Below are 21,858 nucleotides of genomic sequence, written 5' to 3'. Positions count from 1 at the left end.
ATTTCGTACACGCCGCCGCGCTATCCATCGCTTCGGTGCGGCGTGAAGAACGAGGTTCGCGCATGCCGGTCCCATTCACGCTTGGCCAGATTCCCGCAGGAGTGACGACACGCCGCTCCTGGTGCAATGGCGCGTGGGCAGGCCGGCCATTGCGCTGCGTGGTGGCCGTCCCCGCACGCAACGAAGCGGGGCGCATCGGCCGTTGCCTGGATGGACTCGAACGACAGCAGACCTCGCTACCCTTCGGCGTCCTGGTGCTGGTCAACGACAGCAGCGACGACACCTTTGCCGAAGTCGTGGCACGCGGGCGACGTCGCGCCTGCGCACCGCTGATGGTGATCGAGGCCGAACTTCCTGCCGGGCGCTGCGATGCCGGTGCCGCCCGCTGCGTGGCGATGCATCTGGCCAGTCGCTGTCTGCCGTCGGACGACGCTGCGGTGTTCACCACGGATGCGGACAGCCTGCCGCCACCGCATTGGATCGCCTCGTACAGCGTGCTGATCCATGCGGGCTACGATGCGGTGGCCGGCCTCGCGCGTCTTCTGCCGGAAGATATGGCGGACATACCGCGCTCGCTGCTGCAGCGGCGCATGTGCGAAGAGCGCTATGAGGCCTGCCTCGATGCGCTCGAGGCATGGCTCGATCCGGTGGCCCACAATCCCTGGCCGCGTCATTACCAGGCCAGCGGCGCCAATCTCGCCATCAGCGTGGCGGCAATGCGACGCGTGAGCGATTTGTCCTGGCCAGCCTGCGGCGAGGACAAATGGCTGGTGCGCTCGCTCGAAGCGCATGACGGCCGCGTGCGGCATGACACGACGCTGCAGGTGCAGACCTCAGGGCGTCTGTTCGGCCGTGCCCGCGGTGGCATGGCGGACACCATGCGCAAGCGGATACTGGATCCCGAGTCGCCTTGCGATGAGCGTTTGGAAATGCTGGACCGCGCCTACTTTCGCGCGCGCACCCGCCGGTTGTTGCGCGAACTCCACGCAGGGCATCGCCACCGCGAGCATTTGGAAACACTGTCCAGCCGGATTCGAATCACTCCCGGCCTGCTTGCCGAAACCCTGGAAGCGAGTCGCTTCGGGGTGGCCTGGCGCGCCATCGAAAGCTTGTCGCCGCGGCTTGCCAGGCAGCCGATCAAACCGTCACAGCTCGCTGCCCAGTGTGCGCGTGGCGAGTCGTTGCTGGCACGCCTGCGGATTCCGTTCGCGCTGTCCAGCGATCTTTCCGCCGTGACCATGCCATGAACGCCATTCCGTTGAAGCGGGCCGCGCGGCGACGAGATCAGATCGTCGCGATACCCGCAGATCTCGAAGCCACGCTCGATAAGCTGGCGGCGGAAGACGATCGCACCGACAGCGCGCCGATGGATGCACTCAAGTATCTGGTTCGTTGTGGCGCCGCCACCGCGGTATTGCCGGCCGCACTTGGCGGCGCCGAATTTGGCTGGTCGCCGCAGGCGTCGGCCAGCCTTTGCGATTGGTTGCGCCGCATCGGCGGATCGCATCTCTCGCTGGCGCGGCTCTACGAGGGGCACGTCAACGCGTTCCAGCTGATATGGACGTATGGCGACGCGGCACAGCGCGAAGCCGTGTGCCGCTATGTGGCCGAAGGCGGCTGGCTGGGGGTGTGGAATGCACCGCATCCGGGCGGTCCGCTGGCGCTCGCCGATGCGGAACAGGCGTTCGTGCTCGACGGAAGCAAGGCGTACGCCTCGGGTGCGGGCCTGATCAATCGGCCTCTGGTCACGGCGCAGCATGAACGCCTGGGTTATGTGATGGTGTGGCCGTCCTGCGGCTACCAGGTGGGCGCGAAGGACGAGTGGGAGATGCACGGCATGCGTGCGTCGGTGACGCTGCCGGTTCATTACCGTGCCGCGCACGTCGATCCCGTGGAGATCATCGGTGAGGACAACAGCTATCACCGTGAGCCGCACTTCACCGCGGGCGCCTGGCGTTTTCTCGCGGCGCAGCTGGGTGCCGGCGAGCGGCTCGGGAAGTTGGCGGCGCAAGCCCTGGTGCGTGCGGGGCGCGATGGCGATCCGCATCAGCGGGCACGCATGGCGGAGGTGGCGATTGCGCTTGAATCCGCCACGCAGTGGGTCGAGTGCGCCCGGCGCGCCGCTGACGGCGACGGTGCGAGCGAAGAGGCCACCCACACGGTGCGCATGGCTCGGCTGGCGGTGGAACAACAGCTGCTCGCGGTGATCCAACGGGTGCATCGCTCGGTGGGGCTGGCCGCGTTTCGTCGCGACAATCCCATCGAACGCATCGTGCGCGACCTGGAAACCTATCTGCGGCAACCGGTGCCCGATCTCGTGAGAGACAAGGTCGGCGAGCACGTGCTTGCGTCGGCGAGGCGTCCATGACCTACGCCCAAGCCATGCAACAGCTGCCGCTGAGCACGCCGGAGAGCCTGCTGGCGCAACGCAGCCTGATCGTCATCGCGCCCCATCCCGACGACGAGACGCTGGGTTGTGGCGGCCTGCTGGCATGGGCGGCTCGATCCGATCTGCTGCGGCATGTGGTGTTCCTGACCAACGGCGAGGGTTCGCATCCCGACAGCACGCACGACATCGCCACGATCCGGCGTGGCGAGGCGATGCTCGCGGCCGCTCACCTTGGTCTTGGTCCGGCCCATCTCAGTTTCATGGGGCTGCCCGATACCGGGTTGCTCACGCTGGGCGGCGAGCAACGCCTGGGGGCGACGCATTGGCTGCGTTGCCTGGCAGCCGAGCGCAGCCCTTGCCTGATCGTGGTGACCGCCGATACCGATCCCCACTGCGATCACCGCGCCGCCTGCGCGCTGGTGCAGGAATCCGTGCGCGGCCTGCCCGGCGTCGAAGTGATGACCTATCCGATCTGGAGCTGGCTGCTGCTCGATGAGCCCGGGGCGGTGCACGGCCTGCGGATCGACATCACGGCGCAGCGTTCCATCAAGGCGTCCGCGATCGAGGCCTACGCCAGCCAACAGGGCCGTCGCTCGCTCGATGTCGACGGCTTCAAGATACCCGAGGAGTTATTGCGTCATGTCCAATCCGACACCGAAGTTTTCCTCCGCCTCGCAGTATGACCACGAGTTCTTCGAGCGGCTCTACAGCAGCCGCATCGATCCGTGGTCGGTGCTTACCAGCGCCTATGAGCGCGACAAGTATGAGGCGACCCTGCAGGCGCTGGCGCAGCCGCACTACCGGCATGCGCTGGAACTCGGCTGCTCCATCGGGGGGCTGACGCGGCTGCTGGCTGGCCGTTGCGACGCCGTGACCGCGGTCGATACCAGCGCGATGGCTTTGCAGCGCGCGAGGGAACTGTGTCAGGCCTCCAACGTGGACTTCGTGCAGGCGCATCTGCCCGATGGCGACTGGCATGGGCCGTTCGATCTGGTGGTGTTGTCGGAAGTGCTTTACTACTTCTCCATTCCCGCACTGGTGCGCCTGGCGGATCGACTGTCGAAAGTGATCACGCCCAAGACGGAGTTCGTGGTGGTGCACTGGACGGGGGAGACGGATTATCCGCTGACGGGTGACCGGGCGACGGAGTTGTTCCAAAGCTTGATGCGGGCGGAGTTGTGCCTGCGTACGCGGCATCCGAAGTACCGGCTGGAGCGATGGGTCGCTGCCGGTGGAGGCTGCCTGTAGGAGCGCACCCTGTGTGCGACCGCCATGCTGGAATGTATTGCTCCGTAGGATGGTCGCGCACAGGGTGCGCTCCTACACAACAGCCTGCAATTTCGATGCACAGCACTTCTCCCTCTCCCTTACAGGGGCGGGGGTGAGGGGCGGCTGCTCGCGGGAACCTGTGTGCTTTCTGTGGGAGCGCACTTGTGCGCGACAGCCACGCTGGGATGTACCGCCCCGTCGGCTTGTCGCGCACAAGTGCGCTCCCGCATGTCCGTCTCACACCGACTTCAGGCGTTACTCCTGAAAGCTCAGACCGAAGTCTTACGACTTGCCGACGCAGCAGCCGCCGCATCCACGACACGCACCAGATCCACCCGCCCGAACGGTTTGGGCAGCCTCAGCACGGACTTGGCCGAGCCTTCGGGCAGTTCGGCATAACCGGTGGCGAGGATGATCGGCAGGTGGGGCCAGCGTGCCTGCACTTGTTCGATCAGCTGCAGGCCATTCATGACCGGCATGGCGTAGTCGGTGATCATCAGGTCGAAGTAGTTCTTCTGCGACAGCTGATCCAGCGCCTCGCGGGCGGAGTTCGCTTCGACGGTGATGTGGCCCAGGTCGTTGAGCACCGCGCTCATGGTCATCGCAATCAGGGGATCGTCGTCGACGACCAGGATGCTCTGCGCGCCCGAGGCGCTGTTCTCCGGCACCGGCGCCTCCGGTTCGTGCGTGAGCGCGTCCTCCGCGGTCATCGCCATGGGCAGCCACAACTCGGCGGTGGTGCCTCGGCCTGCTTCGCTACGCAACAACAGGCGGCCGCCGGATTGCTCCGCCAGGCCGTGGACCATCGACAAGCCCAGGCCGGTACCCTTGCCGATGCCCTTGGTGGTGAAGAACGGTTCCGTGGCACGTTCGAGCGTGGCCGCGTCCATGCCGTGGCCGTCGTCGGTCACCGAAAGACTCACATAGCCACCCGGCGGCAACGCGCTGCGATGTCCGCTCTGCTCAATGGTTTCGTTCTTGGCGGTGATGATGATGTGGCCGCCCGAGGGCATCGCATCGCGGGCATTCATCACCAGGTTGAGCAGGGCCAGTTCCAGTTGGTTGCCGTCGACCAGGATGTGATGCAAGGCGAGCGGAAACACCGTGTCGATGGTGATGGTGGGCCCCGCCGAACGCTGCAGCAGGCTGCTGATGCCTTGCACGAGCGCTTTCAGGTCGATCGAGGTGGGCTGCAGCTCCTGCTTGCGCGCAAACGCCAGCATGCGTTTGGTCAGTGCCGCGCCGCGGCGCGCGCCGGCCAGGGCGTTGCCCAGCAGATTGAGCGCATGCGGATCGTGCGACAGCCGCACTTCGAGCAGTTCCAGGCTGCCGATCACCGCCATCAGCAGATTGTTGAAGTCATGCGCCACGCCGCCGGTGAGCTGGCCCACGGCTTCGAGCTTCTGCGACTGGAACAATGCCTCGCGCGCATCGGCCAGCGCCGCATCGGCATCGCGCCGCGCGGTGATGTCGCGGGTGACCTTGGCAAAGCCCACGTGGCGGCCGTCGTCGCCGTTGATGCGGTCGATGATGACGTGCGCCCAGAACGACGAGCCGTCCTTGCGGACGCGCCAGCCCTCGGCCTCGAATCGTCCCGTGCTCGCCGCCAATCCCAGGGCGCGTTGCGGCTCCCCGGCGGCGCGGTCTTCCAGCGTGTAGAACGTCGACAGGTGCTTGCCCAGGATCTCCTCGCGCGTGTAGCCCTTGATGCGTTGCGCGCCGGTATTCCAGCTGGTGATGCAGCCGTCGGGATCGAGCATGTAGATGGCGCAGTCGCCCACGCCCTGCAGCAACAGGCGGAATTGCTCCTCGCTGCGGCGCAGGCGGTCTTCGGCCTGCTTGCGTTCGGTAAGGTCGCGCGTGATCGAGGCATAGCCGATGGCGGTGCCGTCCGGCGTCTTCACCAGGTCGAGCACGACGTTGGCCCAGTACTGCGAGCCGTCCTTGCGTACGCGCCAGCCTTCGGTCTCCACGCGGCCTTCGTCGTGGGCGGTGACGAGCGCGGCGGTGGGTTCGTCGGCGGCTAGCGCGTCGTCGGCGTAGAACATGCGAATGTGTTTGCCAAGCACCTCGGCGGCCACGTACCCCGTGCTGCGCTCGCAGCCCACGTTCCAGCTGGCGATGGTGCCGTCCAGATTGATCAGGCAAATGGCGTAGTCGACGACGGAGTCGACCAGCAGCTCGTACCTGTTTATCCCCGTGGTGTTCAAGCGGCCTCTTTGTCGACGGGTCTCTGGGAGCCGCCATTGTCTGTCTACGAAACGTGTAGGGCGCGTCAAAATCGAGGGCACGCCAGGCCGAGACTGCCAGACTGCTGGCAGCCTCGGTCCATGGGACTTCGACGATTCAGACGAGCGAGAACGCCACGTCGATGTTTCCTCGCGTCGCCTTGGAGTAGGGGCAGGTCTGGTGAGCGGCGTCGATGAGCGACTGCGCGACCTCGCGCTCCAGGCCCGGCAGCGAGACGTTCAAGCGCGCCTGCAAGGCGTAGCCATCGTTGCCTTGCACGAGATCGATTTCCGCCGACACGCGGGTGTCGGCCGGCAGGGCTATTTTCTGCGCGCGGGCGGCGAAGCCCATGGCGCCGATGAAGCAGGCCGACCAGCCGGCACCGAACAATTGCTCGGGGTTGCTGCCGGGTTTGCCGGAACCCGGCGGCGACAGCTTGATATCGAGCTGGCCGTCGTCGCTGCGCGACTGGCCATCGCGGCCGCCGGTGGTGGAGGTCTTGCCGGTGTAGAGAACGGTGCGGTCGGACATGGAAGGTTTCCTCGGTCGATGGACGTGGGCGGTGGATCCGCCGGTGTGGCCATGAAACCGCCGCCGCGTATCCCCGATGTGTCGCGCACCCGGCCCAAAGGCATCGAAATGTATGACGGTGCCCACGCGATACATGCGGATACAAAGAGCATCGCTTCGGGGCGCTGACGAGTCCCCGGGGCGGATACAAAGCGATACAAAAAGCCGCTCCGCACGACATCCCCGATACAAAGTGGCTTGCTCTCATAGGCAGCATCCCGGCGCGTGCGCCGTCACCTGTCCCTGGAGTACCCATCCCATGAAAATCCTGCGTCTCCTCGCCGCGGTCGCGGCCTTCAGTGCCGCCCTTGTCGCCGCGTGGCCGGGCGTGTCGGGCATCGCCAGCGCGGAAACGCCGGCCGCGAACAGCACCGCACCCGGTTTCGACGGCGCCACCCGCTGGTTCAACTCGCCGCCGCTCAGCATGCAGTCCTTGCGCGGCAAGGTGGTGCTGGTCGAGTTCTGGACGCGCGAATGCATCAACTGCGTGCACGTGCTGCCGCACACCAAGGCGCTGTACGACCGCTATGCCGCCGATGGCCTGGTCGTGGTCGGCGTGCACACGCCCGAGTACGACGAGGAGCGCGACGCGAGCGCACTCAAGGACGCCATCGGCGCGCTGGACATCAAGTATCCGGTGGCGATGGACAACGACTACCGCATCTGGAACGCCTACGGCAACCGTTTCTGGCCGGCCATCTACCTGATCGACCGCGAGGGCCACGTGGTCTATCGCCATGTCGGCGAAGGCGATTACGATCGCACCGAGGCACGCATCCGCCAGCTGCTCGGCAAAGCGTAAGACCAGGCGATACGGTGCGGAGCATGGGAGGCAGCATGGAACACATCGACCAGATCCTGGTCGTCGACGACGATCACGGGATCCGCACGGGCATCGTGGATTACCTGCGCAAGAACGGCTTGCGCGCCAGCGGAGCCGCCGATGGCCGCGAGATGTTCGCGCAGCTGGACGGCTCGGCGTTCGACCTGGTCGTGCTGGACATCATGATGCCCGGCGACGACGGCCTGGTGCTTTGCCGCACGCTGCGCAGCGGCAAGCACAAGCACCTGCCGGTGGTGTTGCTCACTGCGCGCGACGACGAGACCGACCGCATCATCGGCCTGGAAATGGGCGCGGACGATTACGTCACCAAGCCGTTCTCGCCGCGCGAACTGCTGGCGCGCATCAAGGCGGTGATCCGCCGCACGCGCATGCTGCCGCCCAACCTGCGCGTGACCGAGAGTGCCGACAGCATTGCGTTCGGACGCTGGCGCCTCGATACCACTGCGCGCCATCTGCTCGATGAGCAGGGCACCGTGGTCTCGCTGAGCGGTGCCGAGTTCCGCCTGCTGCGGGTCTTCCTCGACCATCCGCAGCGCGTGCTGTCGCGCGATCAACTGCTCAACCTCACCCAGGGCCGGGATGCGGAACTGTTCGACCGTTCCATCGACCTGCTGGTGAGCCGCCTGCGCCAGCGCCTGCAGGACGGTGCCCGCGACCAGACCTACATCAAGACCGTGCGCAGCGAGGGCTATGTGTTCTCGATGCCGGTGATCCTCAACGGCCAGGATTCATGAGCGACGTGCCCGCCACCACGAAGCGCCGCTGGCTGCCGCGCAGCATGGCGTCGCGGCTGTACCTGATCATCTTCGCCGGGCTGATGCTGGCGCAGGGCCTGTCGTTTGCGCTGCTGTACATGGAACGCATGCAAAGCGCGACGGCGGTGATGTTCAACACGCTGGAACACGACGTGGGCACCTCGGTCGCGGTGATCGACCGCCTGCCGGCCGCGGAACGTTCGCGCTGGCTCAACCGGCTGGAGCGCGACAACTATTTCTACATCCTCGGTTCCGGCGAGCCGGGGCGACAGCTGGCCACCAAACGCTCGGTTTACGTCACCCAGCTGATCGCCAAGGAGCTGGGGCCGGACTTCCAGGTGTACGGCAATACCATTTCGATGTCGCCGGAGCGGTACCAGGTGCATTTCACCCTGCACGACGGCTCGCCGCTCACCTTGCAGGTCACGCCGCACATGAAGCCGCTGGCCTCGTGGCTGCCGTTCGTGTTCATGCTGCAGGTGATCCTGCTGTTGATCTGCACCTGGCTGGCGGTGCGCCTGGCCACGAGTCCGTTGAGCACGCTGGCCGCGGCGGCCGACGCAATGACTCCCACGGCCGATGGTCCGCGCGTATCGCAGGAAGGACCCACCGAGGTGGCGCGTGCAGCGAAGGCGTTCAACACCATGCAGGATCGCATCGCGCGCCATCTGAAGGAGCGCCTGCACATCCTGGCGGCCATCTCGCACGATCTGCAGACACCGATCACACGCATGCGCCTGCGCGTGGAAGCACTGGATGCATCGCCGGAACAGCAGCGCATCATCGACGACCTGCACGAACTCGAACACCTGGTGCGCGAAGGCGTGGCCTACGCGCGCAGCGCGCATGGCGGATCGGAAGCGCCGGTGCGGCTCGACCTGGGCGCCTTCGTGGAAAGCCTGGTGTTCGACTACCAGGACATGGGCCGGCCGGTCACCCTCACCGCCAGCGTGACGGCGACCACGACCGTTCGCGCACAGGCACTGCGCCGCGTGCTGGCCAACCTGATCGACAACGCCATCAAGTACGGCGGCGGGGCCGAAGTCGAGGTGCTGCGCACGATGTCCGACACGCTCAGCGTGACCGTATCCGACCGTGGTCCCGGCATTCCCGAGGATGAGTGGGAGCAGGTGCTGCAGCCGTTCTATCGGCGGGAATCGTCACGCAACCGCGACACCGGCGGCGCGGGGCTCGGGTTGGCGATTGCCTCGCAGCTGATCGTTTCCATCGGCGGCGAGCTGCGCCTGGCCCATCGCGAAGGCGGCGGCCTGCAGGCGATCATCACCTTGCCCTGAACAGGCACGATCAGCGGATGAAAACTTTGTCAGGCTCTACACATGGGACGCGATATCCAGAAACCGCCGGACGATGGATGCAGTGACGGCCATGGCGGACTTCACCGCGCATTCCGTCCCAGGTCGTATGGCAGCCTTGGTATAGATTCTGGAGTGACATGACGCATGGCTGAAATCGTCGCCGCCGACAACATGCAGCTGGACCCCTCGTCAGGCGGCGGCTTGGATACCTTGATGCGCGATCTGGATTGGTCGCAATCGCCGCTCGGCTTGCCCGACACCTGGTCATCCAGCCTGCGCACCACGGTGGGGATGTTGCTGGCTGCGCGGGCACAGGTCGTGTTGTTCTGGGGCGTGCATTTCGTCGCGCTCTACAACGACGCGTACGCTCCGACCATCGGCGACAAACACCCTCGCGCCCTGGGTCGGCCCGCCTGTGAGAACTGGGCCGAACTATGGGACGACCTGGAGCCGTTGCTCAAAGGCGTGCGCGAAACCGGACGCACCTTTGCCGCATCCGATCGCCCGTTCTATATCGAACGCCACGGCTACGGCGAGACCGCCTACTTCGACGTCTCCTATTCCGCCGTGCCGGAGGCGGACGGTTCCGTGGGCGGCGTGCTTTGCATCGTCTCCGAGACCACGCGTCGCGTGGTGAGTGCGCGCAGGCAGGCATCGTTGCTGCAGCTGGAAGACTCGTTGCGCAGTATCACGGATGCACCGGCGGCAAGGCAGTTCGCGGTCGATCTGTTGCGCCAGGAGCTGGGTGCCGACACCGTGCGCTATGCCGACCAGCCGTCGCCGGGCGAGACGCTGGCGGTTGACGACGATGCCCCGTCGGCGGCCGATGCCTGCGTGCTGGCCATTCCCGTCTCGCGTAACAACCAGCAGGTGGGCGCGTTCGTCGTGCAATATCCGGCGACCCGGCGCTGGGACGACGAAGACCGCCAGTTCGCACGCTCGGTAGCCGAGCGCACCTGGTCCGCGTCCGAGCGCGCGCGTGCCGAGGACGAACTGCACCTGCTCAATCGCGAACTCGGCGAGCGCGTGGCGCAGGTGGTGGCGCAGCGCGAAGCAGCGCTGGCGCGCGTGCATGAGATGCAGAAGCTGGAAACCATCGGCCAGCTCACCGGTGGCGTGGCGCACGACTTCAACAACCTGCTCACGCCGATTGTCGGTGCGCTCGACATGGTCGCCCGCCTGCACGAAGACGACGAGCGGACACGCAAGCTGACCGGCGCCGGCCTGCAGGCGGCCGAGCGCGCGCGCACGCTGGTGCAACGGCTGCTGGCCTTTGCGCGGCGCCAGCATCTGCAGGCGCGGCCGGTCAACGTGAGGCAGCTCGTGAACGGCATGGAAGACCTGCTGACGCGCTCGCTCGGCCCGCAGGTCGTCTTGAAGATCGAAGGCGAGGCGAGCTTGCCGCCTGCGATGATGGACCCGAACCAGTTCGAACTGGCGTTGTTGAATCTCGCGGTGAACGCGCGCGACGCGATGCCCGGCGGTGGCACGCTGACCATCGCCGTAGGCCAGGAAAGCATGACGCACCATGCGCGCCTGCCCGAAGGACGCTATATCCGTTTGTCCGTGTCCGATACGGGATCGGGGATGGACGAGGTCACCATCAAGCGTGCGGTCGAACCGTTCTTCACCACCAAGGCCAAGGGGCAGGGTACTGGCCTGGGCCTGTCGATGGTGCATGGCCTGGCCGCGCAGTCGGGTGGCGACTTCGCGCTGTCCAGCGTGCACGGCCGCGGAACCACCGCCACGCTGTGGCTACCGGCGTCGACCGAAAGCCTGGATGACGGCGCGACGCAGGCGGTCGGCAAGGCGCCGCTGCGACGCGGGCAAGGCGCGGCGGTGCTGCTGGTGGACGACGAGGAACTCGTGCGCTCCGGCACGGCGGAGATGCTGATCGATGCCGGCTACGTCGTGCGCCAGGCATCGTCCGGCCATCAGGCGCTCGCCTTGCTGCGTGACGGCCTGGACGTGGCCATCCTGATCACCGACTACGCCATGCCGGGCATGACCGGCGCACAACTCGCGAGCGAAGCGGCCCAATTGCGCCCGGCACTGCCGGTGCTGGTGATTACCGGCTTCGCGTCGCTCAACGATCACACCGTGGTCGACTTGCCGCGCCTGTCCAAACCGTTTCGCCAGGTCGAGCTGGCCGACGTTCTCGCCGACTTGCTCGAGAAGAGCCCACCGCACTGACGTTCCGCAGATTGCTGCTTCGTCGTCTGGCGAAGGGCAGGCGCCATGACGAAAAGCCCGGCAGCTGCCGGGCTTTTCTCAAACACGGAGTGCCATGTCGACTCAGTAGCCGTCCTGATAGTCACCCTGGTAGCCATCGTTGGGCTGCTCATAGATGACTTGCCCGTCGACCGGCTGCTGTTGCTGATAGACCACCGTCCCGGGTTGGCGATAGACCACGCTCGGCGCCTGTGCCTGCGGGTAATAGACCGGGGCCGGTTGATAGTAGGTCGGCGGCGGCGCCACGGCCTGTTGCACGATGCTCGCCACCGCAGCCACCGCGATGGCCCCGGCAATCCAGTTGCCGGCATTGTTGTGTCCGCCGCGGTAACGGTCGTCCCGATGCCAGTTGCCATGATCGCGGTAGCCGTAGCCGCGATTGCCATAGCCGCGGTCATGACCGCGGTCGTAACCCCGGCGATCGCCGTTGCCATGGCCCCAGCCATCGCGTGCGGACGCAGCCATCGGTGCAGCAACGGTCGCGGCGACCGCCAGGCCAAACACGACACGTTGAGCAAGGGCGAACTTCTTCATGGCGTACTCCGTTGAACTGGAGTCGATGCTCGGGTCGCGGGGCTTAATGAGTACTGAAATTTCCTGCGATCCGTCCGGCAGTCAACATTCGGTTGCCTGCCGTTGTGCTTATCGCTAGGAAATCGTTACGCAGCGACGAAAGAAGCCCTCAAGGGCACAGCAACGGAATGGAGACGCGCACGCGCAATCCCCGCCCGAACGGCGAGTCGAGCAATTCGATGGTGGCGCGGTGCAGGCTGGCGGCGCGGGCCACGATCGAAAGGCCCAGGCCGTAGCCTTCGCCGCGGCTGCCGGCTTCGCGATGGAAGCGGGCGAATACCGCATGGCGCCGTTCGAGCGGGATGCCGGGCCCGTTGTCGATCACTTCGAGCGTGGCTTCCTGCTGATTTCTCGCCACGGCGAGCTGGATGCGTCCACCGGCGGATACCTGGCGCAGCGAGTTCTCCAACAGGTTGCGCAGCAAGGCCACCAGTGCCGGTGCGTAGCCCTGCACCACCACGCGGCTGTCCTGCAGCACGAAACCCAATTCCACGCCGCGGCGCTGGAGACTGGGCGCCAGCTCCTTGACCACGCCGCCGGCCAGATCGATCAGGTCCACCGCTTCGAACGGGCTGGACGCCGCACCTGCCTCGAGCTTGGCCAGCGCGAGCAATTGTTCGATGCGACGGCCGAGCGTGGCGACGCTGCCGTGCGCACCGGCGAGACTGTCCTGGATCTCGTCGGGATCGACGGTCTCCATGGCGCTCTCCAGGTTGAGCAGGATCGACGCCAGCGGCGTGCGCAGTTCGTGCGCCACGTCGGCGCTGAAGCGGCGCTCGCGTTCCAAAGCATCTTCCTGGCGGTCGAGCTGTTCGTTGAGTGCATTGAGCACCGGGCGAAGCTCGCTGGGCGCATCCGACAGCACGATGCGTGCGCGGCTGCCGGGCTCGCGCGCGGACAGCGCCGTGGTCAAGCTGGCCAGGGGGCGCAGCCCACGACCCACGGCCCAGCCGACCAGCAACGCCAGCACGGGCAGGCCGAACAGGAACGGCAGGCCGTGATCCAGCCACAGCGTGTGCACGATGTCCTCGCGACTGTCGTAACGGTCGGCGACGCGGATCACGTAAGCGCTGTTCGGATCGACGTAGTTGAACACGCGCCACACGTGATGTTGCTTCTTCAGATCGTGATAGGCAGAGCGATCGTCCGGCGTCGCCGGCAGGGTCATCAGGTTGATCGTGCCCAGCACCAGCTTGCCCTGGCGGTCGAACACCTGGAAGCCCACTTCCGATTCGTGCGTGGCCACCTGGCCCTGCGCGGCCAGCACGCCTTTCTTCTGCACGGGAACCAGCAGGCCCTCGTGGCCGGCAAAGGTCTGGATACCGGCCTGCTGGATCAGCGTGGCGATGGTGTGCGCCGCTTCGGCCAGTCGCGCATCGGACAGCACCGCCATCTCGGAGCTGGTGCGGCGAAAGCTGTAGAACGCCAGCGGCAGCAGGAACAGCAGCAACAGCGCGATGATCATCCAGCGCAAACGGCCGCGCAGGCTGGTGGGTTTCACCGCGGGTCCCGCGGAATCATGTAGCCGAACGCGCGCACGTTCTGGATGGTCTCGAAGCTCAGTTTGCGGCGCAGCGAATGCACCAGCACATCGAGCGCGCCGTCGGTCACCTGGCGCTCGCTGCCGTAGAGCGAACTCTCCAGCGTGTCGCGGCGCACGACCCGGCCGCTGCGTTCCATCAAGGTCTGCAACAGCGACATCTCGCGGCGGGTCAGATCCACCCTGTCGCCGCGAAAGGTGACTTCCAGCGTGCCCAGGTCCAGGCACAGCGCACCGGCCTCGATGCGGTTGGCAGCCAGGCCCTGCATGCGGCGGGTGAGCGAACGGATGCGCGCGCCCAGTTCATCGAGATGGAACGGCTTGGTGAGGTAGTCGTCGGCACCGGCATCGAGACCATGCACGCGCGCTTGCACCGCATCGCGCGCGGTGAGGATCAGTACGGGTGTGCGAATGCCGTTGCGGCGTGCCTCGGTCAGTATGTCCAGGCCGTCCTTGCCCGGCAGGCCAAGGTCGAGCAGCACGAGATCGGCCGTCTGTTCCTGCATCGCGGCAACGGCCTCGGTGCCGTCGGTGATCCACGTCACCGTGTACGACAAGCGGTCGAGCACGCGCTGGATGGCCGCGCCCAGTTCCAGATCGTCTTCCACCAGGATGATGTGCATCACGTCCTCTCGCTACGAGAACGGCGGGCCGAGGGGCCCGCCGGGTCAGCGTCCGATTGTCTTACCGTTTTGTTACCGTCCTGGGTAAAGCTGCCCATCCCTGGGCAATCGCACTTGCCTGCGGGCCATGCGGAGCCCGCGGACAGGTACTAGGGGGCCTTGGAAGGGCTGGACACCAGGCCGGCGGCACGCAATTCCTCGCGGGCGGCCGCGAGATCGTGCTGCAGGGCCGGCGAAGCGAGCATGTCGGTCGCCAGTGCCTGGCCGAACTGACGGCCCGCATAGATGTCCTGCAGCGTGTGCACGCCCTTCACTACGCGGCGCCAGCCGATATCGCGTGCGTGCTGCATCAGCGCATCGGCGTCCTGCGGAAACAGTTGCGCGAGCAGGATGGCGTCGACCGTGGCGCGGCTGGAATGACCGCTGGGGTAGCCGAAGCTCTTCTTCGCCAACGCCTCGGGATGCATCGCGCAGTCCGATGCCGGCGGGCAGGGGCGCACGCGCTTCCAGTGGTTCTTGGACAGATCCACCGCTTCCTTCGTCTCGTGCTCGGCTTCCTTGAACAGCGCGGCCACGTGGGGAAGCTTGTCCGCACGGAAGTCCGTGCCGATTACCGGGGCAAAGTCGAACGCATTGAACTTCTCCTCCTGTTTCGCCTGGGCGAAATCGGCCGAAGAGCGCGCGGCGAACGCGCGATCGGTGGTGGCGCGGTCGGCCTGGTCTTCCGCGGTGCCCGGTGGGCTCGGTGGGGGCAGGGCAGACATCACGGCATCGACCTGCGCGTCGCTGAGGTACGCATTCGCATGCGAGTCCTTGGCAGCAGCCAGGGACGGCGCGATCAACAGCAGTGCAAGGAGGGTGCGCTTGAACATCATGCTGATCTCCTCCGTCACAGGGCCAGCGACACGGAAGCGAACCAGCTGCGGCCCGGCAGCACGTAGTACGAGCCCACGTTGCCGCTCACCGAGTTGATCACCAGGTTGTGCGCATCGAATAGGTTGTCCACCTGCAGGCGCAACTTGTAGCTCTTGATCACCGAGCCGGTGAGGTTCTGGCCGTAGCCCACGCTCATCGCCGCCTGCCAGTAACCGCCGGTGCCGATGGTCGAGGTCACCGACGAGGCGACGTCCGGATTGAAGCTGGAGTTGTACGCCTTCTGGCTGCCCGAGTACTTGTCGTAGAGCGAGGCGAAGAAGCCGTCGTTCTCATACATCACGCCCAGCGCGGCGGTGCGGTCCGGCACGTTGGGGATGTCGAGCTTGGAGCCCTTGAACGTCGCATCCTGCAGCGAGCCGTTGGCGAACACGCTGGTGCCCGAACCCACGTAGTAGGTGAGCTCGCCTTCGATACCCTTGATGTACGCACCCTTGGCCAGGTAGTACACCGCATCGGTGGTGCCGGGCACGGTGGTGGAGAACTGGTAGTTCTTGAAGTTGATGAAGTACACGTCGGCATCGGCATTGAAGCGCTCGGTCTTGTAGACCGTGCCGAACTGGTAGTTCATGGTCTGCTCGGGTTTGGTGTTGTCGAGCGCCGGATTGGGCACGTAGAACTCGTTGAGGTTCGGCGTGAGCATGCCCTGCGCCGCGGTGGCGTAGATGCTCCAGTCATCGCGCAGCAGATAGTTCGCGGTGAGGTAGCCCAGCGTCTTGTCCCAAGTCTGGCTGTAATACAGCGGCGTCTTGGTGGTCTGGTTGATCGGCGCCTCGATGTCGCGGCTGACGTTGAAGTACTTCACGCCCGGCGTGATGCTCAGGCCGTCGGACGCGTACCACTCATACTCGGCGTAGAGCTGGCCGGTATGCAGCTGGTCCTTCATCGTGTACTTGTACGGCCCGCTGTACACGCCCTTGCTGTTGAACGTGCCGAACGTCGACGCGCCCGGCTTCACGTCGATGGCGCCGTCGCGGCCGTAGTCGATGGCGATGCTGCTGCGCTCGTTGTTGGTGTACTCGTACCAGCCGCCGGTGCGGAACTGGCCATGGTCGTCCGCATGCACCAGCTGGAACACATCGCCCCAGGCGCGGTAGTTGTTGATCTTCACGTAGCCGCCCATGTTGGTGGGCGATGCCTTGGTGCCCACGTAAGGGCTCTCATGGCTGGTGTTGTCGTAGGCGTAGGTATAGACCTTGTTGTCCAGCGACCAGGTGTCCGACAGCAGGCTGTGGACGCCGAGGTATTCCAGGTCGGTCTGCTTGGTCTGGAAGTTGTAGCAGGCGCAGTTGGTACTGGTGGGATCGTTGTTGAGGCCGAAGTTGCGGCCCAGCTGGTCGATCTGCTGCAGCGTCAACGAGCTGAGGTTCGGGTTGTTGAAGCGGATGTAGTTGTAGTTGCTGAGGAAGGTGATCTCGGTGTTGGAGCCCACCGGCTGCACGTACTTGATATAGCCCGTCTTGCGCGAGGTGTCGCCGTCGGTCTTGGCCGTATCGGTGCTGATGTACTGCGCGCTGGCGATCAGCTTGCCGCCGTCGAGGTCGTCGAGCTTGCCCGTGTTGAGTTCCAGGTGGGTCAGCGAGGTGTCGTAGCTGCCGAAACTCTGCGTCGGGATGAACGAGAACGAATCGGTCGGGTCCTTCGAACTCAGCGCCACGGTGCCGCCGAACGTCGCCTCGCCGATCGTGCTGGCGCTGCCGGGGCCGCGGTCCACCACCACCTGGCCGATCATCTTGGCCGGGAAGTAACTGCTGGTGTGATGGCTGAAATCGTTGGTGTCGCCAAACGGAATGCCGTCGTAGGTGACGTTGTAGGAGTTGTCGTTGAAGCCGCGCAACGTCATCTGCTTGGATTCGCCCAGACCCGGGCCAGCCGTGCTGACATTGGTCACGCCCGGCGCAATGGCGGCAATCGCCGCGTAATCGGCGGTGGGCGCCACATGGTTGCTGATCCAGTCCAGCCCGATCACCGACTGCGGCTGGGTGATGTTGAGGTCGGCCTGCGCGGGCGCCTGGGTGATGGCCGAGGTGGCAGCCGAGCCCTGCACTTCGACTTCTTCCAGTTCCTTCGGCGCCTTCAGTGCGCTGGCGCCGGGCTTGGACGACGCATCGGCTGGGGTGCTGGCCGCCGTATCGGCATCGGTGGCATGCGCGGGCTGGCTCAGCGACAGGCTGACCAGCAAGGCCAGCGCGATCGCACCGGAAATAGGACGCAGGACAAGCTGCGGCGCGTCGCAGCGCCGACGGAAAGAGGAAGACATGGCGGCCCGAGTAGTGGCTGGATTCAGGGCACTAGCGTGGGTTCGCCGTTTGACAGTTCTGTTGCACAGGGGTGATGCGCAGCGGCGGTTTGCTTAGCGCGGACTTAGACAGGCCCAGGAAGGCCTCGCCAACGCGACGGGCGCGAGTACCTACCAGTTAATGCGCATACCCAGGTTTCCGTTGACAGCCTTCACGCCTTCGTTGAAACCTTTGTCGTAGCTGATCGTGGCGTACAGCGACGCGCTCTTGCTCAATTGCGTGCTCAGACCCGTCCCCAATTCCCACCAGCTGCCGCCCAGATCAGAGTGGAATGGAACATCGCCGGTCTGCGAGGAAAACGCGGTCACCGCATCCGCCTTGAACTCATGCCAGATGTTGGCGAAGAACCAGCCCGACAGCAGCCGGGGCTTGCCCGCCTGATCCCACGCCCAGGTATGCGATGCCCGGCCGCCCACGCGCGCGGCAAGCGAATCGCTGTCGCGGAACTGCACACGCGCCGAGCTATCGGTGGCGTTGTCGAGCTGCAGCGACTGATAGATCAGCTGGCTCTGCGGCTCCAGCGACCAGCCGTTGGCAAAGGCGAACGGGTAGCCGCCCTCCAGCGACAACGTCGTGGCAAATCCCTGCGTGGAAAGACTCCGCTGTTCGTTCGAGGTGGACTTGGCGTCGTACCAGGTGCCTTGAACCACACCGTCGAGATACCAGTCCTTCGCGCCAAAGCGCGTCCAGTAGACGCCGACCGAGGTCGCATCAAAACGGTCGTTGCCCGCCGAAGTGTCGTCGTAGTTGGTCACGCCGCCATGACCATGACCCACCGAGGCAAGCACGCCGGCAAAGTCGCGGGCACCGCCGTCGCGTTCATCGCGATAGAGATCCAGGCCGGCTTGCACCGCGACCATGTTGTCGTCGAACGAGGGGCCGTCGCGATAGATGCCGCCGCTCTTCGCATCCCATTGGCCATCCTGGCCGATCACGCGCGCCCACACGCCGCTGGCGCCGAAGCCGTCGCCCGACATATCGCGCAGCTGCGCTTCCTCGCCCACGCGTTCGTGCAGGGTGCCGATCAACGCCTTGCCGTAGTTGAGCGCCATCGAGGGCAGCGCGGTATACAACGAGACTTCCGGCCGGTAGTAGGCCACATAGGGTCGCGTCGCTGCCGGCGTACCGGGCGCGGGGATGGTGATGCCCAGGGCATCGAGCACATCGGTGGGAGGCGTCGGGTCTTCCGAGCGCAGGTACCAGGATTCCGGCGAGGAGGTGTCACGCGATCCCTTGAACAGCGCGTACTGATACGGGCCCGCCTCGAGCGGCGTGCTGAGTTCGAACGCATCCGGCGTGGTGGCGGCCTGGCCGGAGGCGGCCACCACCAGGATGCCATTGCCGGGCGTTGCGGCGCCCTGGCCGCCGACATTGCTGACGTTGATCACCGTATGTCCGCTGGTAACACCCTTGCTGACCACCAGCAGATCCGAGTTGGATGCGTCATCGCCCAGCACGGTGTTCATGGCAATACGCGAATTGCCATGACCGACCAGATTGCCGACGAACAAACTATTGCCCACGCCTGCGCCCGCCAGCTGGATCAGGTTGTTGTTGGTCAGCGTGCCGTTGATGGCGAAGTCGCCCTTGCTGCCGCCCTGGAACAACGGCACGGCATCGGCAACGGCGATGGTGCCGTCGTTGTTCACGGGGCCACCCGAGCCGTCGTAGTTGCCGATCATGCCGTAGCCGCCCAGGGTGGCGCCGTTGGCCACGTTCACCGCACCGCCGCCGCCAATCGCCGCGGTGCTGATCGGCACATTGCCCACCGCCAGCGTGCCGGCATTGACCATGGTCGTGCCGCTGTAGGTGTTGAGCGCGGTGAGTACGGTGGCGCCGGTGCCGTTCTGCTGCACGGCGCCGATCGGATCGGGCGTGGTGGTGGTCCAGTCGCTGATCACGCCGTTGAAGGTAACCGTGTCCGAGCGGTTGAAGATCAGCGTGCCGCCGTCCTGCACGTCGCCCACGATGCTGCCGCTGGTGCCGCCGTTACCCAGTTGCAGTGCGCCGTTGGCGATCACCGTGCCGCCGGTATAGCTGTGGTTGCCGGTGAAGATCGTGGTGCCGCTGCCGAGCTGCTTCACGCTGCCGCTGCCGGAAATCACGCCAGGGATGGTGACCGTGTCCGAGCGATCGAAAATCAGGCGTCCGTTGTCCGTCACGTCACCCAGGATGCTTCCGCTGGTGCCGCCATTGCCGAGCTGCAACGCACCGGCCTGGATCGTGGTGCCGCCGCTGTAGAGGTTGTCGGCCGTGAGGATGGTGGTGCCCGTGCCTTGCTGCGCCACGCTGCCGGTGCCGGAGATCGTGCCGTCGAACGTCGACGCATCGCTGCGGTTGAACACCAGCGCTGCGTTGTCGGTCACGTCGCCGACGATGCTGCCACTGCTCCCGCCATTGCCCAGCTGCAGCGTTCCGGCGCTGATGGTGGTGCCGCCGCTGTAGTTGCTGTTGCCGGTGAGAACGGTGACGCCCGTGCCTTGCTGGGTCACCGATCCGGTGCCCGAGATCGTGCCGGCAAACGTCGAAGTGTCGCTGCGATCGAACACCAGCGATCCATTGTCGGTTACATCGCCCGCAATGCTTCCGCCGCTGCCGCCATCGCCCAGTTGCAGTGTTCCGGCCGCAATCGTGGTGCCGCCGGTATAGGTGTTGGCGCCCGTGAGCGCCATGCTGCCGGCGCCCGTCTTCACCAGCGCACCGCTTCCGGCGATCACACCGCCAAACGACGTGGAGCTGCCCAGTCCACCGGTGGTGAGCGTTCCCGCGCCCAATGTCACGCTGCCCGCACCGGCGAGACTGCCAATGGTCTGGTCGGCGTTGCCCAGGTCGAGCGTGGCGCCGCTGTTCACGCTGAAAGCGCTAGCGGGTGCCAACATGTTGGCGCCGCCCGCCTGCAGCGTGCCGCTGGCGACCGTGGTGGCGCCCGTATAGGTGCTCGCACCGTTCAGCAGCAGCGTGCCGTCGCCTGCCTGCGTCAGCGTGCCACTGCCCAGGATCGGCGCAGCGATGGCGAGGTTGTTGGGGCTGTCGAACACCAGCGCGCCGTTGTCGGTGATCTGGCCGGCGATGCTCAGCGCGGGCGTGGCGAAGGTCGCGGTGGTGCCTGCATCCAGCGAGAGATTGGTGAGCGCGTAGTTCGCTGCGGAGAACGTCACGTTGGCGGCGTTGCGCAGAGCCACGAATTGCCAGTTCGGTATCGCATTGGCGAACGCCGTCGAGGTGAAGCCGTCGAAGGCCAGTGTGTTGTTGCTGCCGCCGGTACCGCCATCGATCGATCCGCCGGTGCTGGAGCCGGCCTGCAGTATGACGGTGTTGTTGGACTGTCCCGCGCCGAACAGGATCGCGCCGCGGCTGCCGCTCAGGCTGCCGGCATTGGTCACCGTGATGCCGTTGGCGTTGGGTCCGTTCGCGTAGAAGCCATAGGCGTTGTCGCTGGAAACGCTCGCGCCCGCCGCGTTGGTGAAGCTGCCGGGCCCGGCCATTTCCACGCCATTGCCGGCGATGGCGATGCTTGGGCCGGTGCCGATGGTGGCGTAGGCACCATGTGCGGCGACGATGCCGTAGTTGAGGATGGTGCTGGCCACCACGCTCTCCGAACGTATGCCTGCCGAGGACGAACGCGTGCTGGCACCGGAGATCGAGCCGAAGGTATCGATGCGTCCGCGATTGATCAGCGTGTTGCCCGCCGTGCGGTTGGCCGTGCGCGCGAACATACCCACCGAATTGCTGCCGGTGGTCCGGATGCTGCCGTCGTTCTCCAGCGTATTGCCGTAACCCACCGTGGTGCTCGATGCGTTGTTCGGGTCGCCCGCCCATATGCCGTAGGCGTTGATGAAGGTCGTGCTGATGGCGCCCGCATTGCTCACGCTGCTGTTGTTGCCGACCTGGATGGCGGCACCCGTGGTGGAGACGCCGGCACCGGCGTTCACGATCACCTTGGCTCCGCTGGATGGAATGACCAACGTTCCGGTTCCCACCGTGATCGCGTTGATGCTGCGGGTGAAGGGGTTGGGCGCGCTGCCATCGCACAACACGGTCAGGCCATCGGATTGCAATACGCAATTGGCGAAGACCGGTGATGACAGCGCAGTCATCACACAGGCGAAAAGCAATCGAGGGGAAGGAAGCGGAAGAAGGTGTCGAGGCGCGCCGTAAAGGCTGGAGTTTGCCGATGGAGCCGGTGCTCGCTGCGTGCGTTTGCTCATGTCCCCGTCCTGGGGTGCCAGACTAGACGGGGACCTTCAGTAGCACTGCGCCGGTGACTTGTTCGTGAAGTCGCGCA

At 65.7% G+C, this 21,858-nt stretch carries 16 protein-coding genes; 8 read left to right on the top strand and 8 right to left on the bottom strand.

Going from position 1 to position 21,858, the window contains the following annotated elements; translation table 11 throughout:
- Window positions 1-62 precede the first annotated feature (62 nt).
- The 4 genes from ISP20_RS14595 to ISP20_RS14580 are packed head-to-tail and all read left to right on the top strand — an operon-like array spanning window position 63 to window position 3,637.
- Window positions 63-1,247: a glycosyltransferase family A protein gene (locus ISP20_RS14595; protein WP_204636842.1), complete on the top strand. Its 1,185-nt coding sequence runs from the start codon at window positions 63-65 to the stop codon at window positions 1,245-1,247.
- The gene (locus tag ISP20_RS14590) at window positions 1,244-2,368 is read left to right on the top strand and encodes an acyl-CoA dehydrogenase family protein (RefSeq protein WP_204636841.1); all 1,125 of its coding nucleotides are present in this window, start codon (window positions 1,244-1,246) and stop codon (window positions 2,366-2,368) included. Before ISP20_RS14595 ends, ISP20_RS14590 begins: the two co-directional genes overlap by 4 nt.
- A complete protein-coding gene (locus tag ISP20_RS14585) occupies window positions 2,365-3,072 on the top strand; it encodes a PIG-L deacetylase family protein (protein ID WP_204636840.1) in 708 nt (235 codons plus the stop codon). The genes ISP20_RS14590 and ISP20_RS14585 overlap by 4 nt, the downstream gene beginning before the upstream one ends.
- Window positions 3,029-3,637 (top strand): class I SAM-dependent methyltransferase, encoded by a 609-nt coding sequence (locus ISP20_RS14580; RefSeq protein WP_204636839.1) that lies wholly within the window; start codon window positions 3,029-3,031, stop codon window positions 3,635-3,637. The genes ISP20_RS14585 and ISP20_RS14580 overlap by 44 nt, the downstream gene beginning before the upstream one ends.
- Before the next feature lie 290 nt (window positions 3,638-3,927).
- Here the strand turns inward: ISP20_RS14580 and ISP20_RS14575 are convergent, their stop codons facing one another.
- Together ISP20_RS14575 and ISP20_RS14570 are read right to left on the bottom strand one after the other, a co-directional pair.
- Window positions 3,928-5,868, bottom strand: a complete 1,941-nt coding sequence (locus tag ISP20_RS14575) for a hybrid sensor histidine kinase/response regulator (protein ID WP_204636838.1) — start codon at window positions 5,866-5,868, stop codon at window positions 3,928-3,930.
- Between the two features lie 136 nt (window positions 5,869-6,004).
- Window positions 6,005-6,418, bottom strand: coding sequence for an organic hydroperoxide resistance protein (locus ISP20_RS14570; RefSeq protein ID WP_204636837.1), 414 nt, complete (start codon window positions 6,416-6,418; stop codon window positions 6,005-6,007).
- A gap of 298 nt (window positions 6,419-6,716) precedes the next feature.
- Between ISP20_RS14570 and ISP20_RS14565 the strand changes: the two genes are divergently transcribed.
- The 4 genes from ISP20_RS14565 (at window position 6,717) to ISP20_RS14550 (ending at window position 11,565) form a co-directional block, all read left to right on the top strand.
- Window positions 6,717-7,259, top strand: coding sequence for a redoxin family protein (locus ISP20_RS14565; protein ID WP_204636836.1), 543 nt, complete (start codon window positions 6,717-6,719; stop codon window positions 7,257-7,259).
- A gap of 35 nt (window positions 7,260-7,294) precedes the next feature.
- The gene (locus ISP20_RS14560) at window positions 7,295-8,035 is read left to right on the top strand and encodes a response regulator (protein WP_204636835.1); all 741 of its coding nucleotides are present in this window, start codon (window positions 7,295-7,297) and stop codon (window positions 8,033-8,035) included.
- Window positions 8,032-9,351 (top strand): sensor histidine kinase, encoded by a 1,320-nt coding sequence (locus ISP20_RS14555; RefSeq protein ID WP_204636834.1) that lies wholly within the window; start codon window positions 8,032-8,034, stop codon window positions 9,349-9,351. The genes ISP20_RS14560 and ISP20_RS14555 overlap by 4 nt, the downstream gene beginning before the upstream one ends.
- A 165-nt stretch (window positions 9,352-9,516) precedes the next feature.
- Window positions 9,517-11,565, top strand: a complete 2,049-nt coding sequence (locus ISP20_RS14550) for an ATP-binding protein (RefSeq protein ID WP_204636833.1) — start codon at window positions 9,517-9,519, stop codon at window positions 11,563-11,565.
- Window positions 11,566-11,667: 102 nt separating this feature from the next.
- Here the strand turns inward: ISP20_RS14550 and ISP20_RS14545 are convergent, their stop codons facing one another.
- The 6 genes from ISP20_RS14545 to ISP20_RS14520 all read right to left on the bottom strand — a co-directional run bounded on the left by ISP20_RS14545 (window position 11,668) and on the right by ISP20_RS14520 (window position 21,670).
- Complete coding sequence (locus tag ISP20_RS14545) at window positions 11,668-12,138, bottom strand: hypothetical protein (protein WP_204636832.1); 471 nt, start codon at window positions 12,136-12,138, stop codon at window positions 11,668-11,670.
- 148 nt (window positions 12,139-12,286) lie between these two features.
- Window positions 12,287-13,678, bottom strand: a complete 1,392-nt coding sequence (locus tag ISP20_RS14540; RefSeq protein WP_204636831.1) for an ATP-binding protein — start codon at window positions 13,676-13,678, stop codon at window positions 12,287-12,289.
- The gene (locus tag ISP20_RS14535; protein WP_204636877.1) at window positions 13,675-14,340 is read right to left on the bottom strand and encodes a response regulator; all 666 of its coding nucleotides are present in this window, start codon (window positions 14,338-14,340) and stop codon (window positions 13,675-13,677) included. Before ISP20_RS14535 ends, ISP20_RS14540 begins: the two co-directional genes overlap by 4 nt.
- A gap of 149 nt (window positions 14,341-14,489) precedes the next feature.
- The gene (locus ISP20_RS14530; protein WP_204636830.1) at window positions 14,490-15,215 is read right to left on the bottom strand and encodes a phosphatase PAP2 family protein; all 726 of its coding nucleotides are present in this window, start codon (window positions 15,213-15,215) and stop codon (window positions 14,490-14,492) included.
- Between the two features lie 14 nt (window positions 15,216-15,229).
- A complete protein-coding gene (locus ISP20_RS14525; protein WP_204636829.1) occupies window positions 15,230-17,533 on the bottom strand; it encodes a TonB-dependent receptor in 2,304 nt (767 codons plus the stop codon).
- Between the two features lie 150 nt (window positions 17,534-17,683).
- Window positions 17,684-21,670, bottom strand: coding sequence for an autotransporter outer membrane beta-barrel domain-containing protein (locus tag ISP20_RS14520; RefSeq protein ID WP_204636828.1), 3,987 nt, complete (start codon window positions 21,668-21,670; stop codon window positions 17,684-17,686).
- Window positions 21,671-21,858 lie beyond the last annotated feature (188 nt).

This window comes from Dyella kyungheensis (assembly GCF_016905005.1).
GTDB classification, from domain to species: domain Bacteria; phylum Pseudomonadota; class Gammaproteobacteria; order Xanthomonadales; family Rhodanobacteraceae; genus Dyella; species Dyella kyungheensis.
The sequence above is the reverse complement of the archived record's forward strand: the minus strand, read 5'-3'. Positions and strand labels throughout refer to the sequence as shown.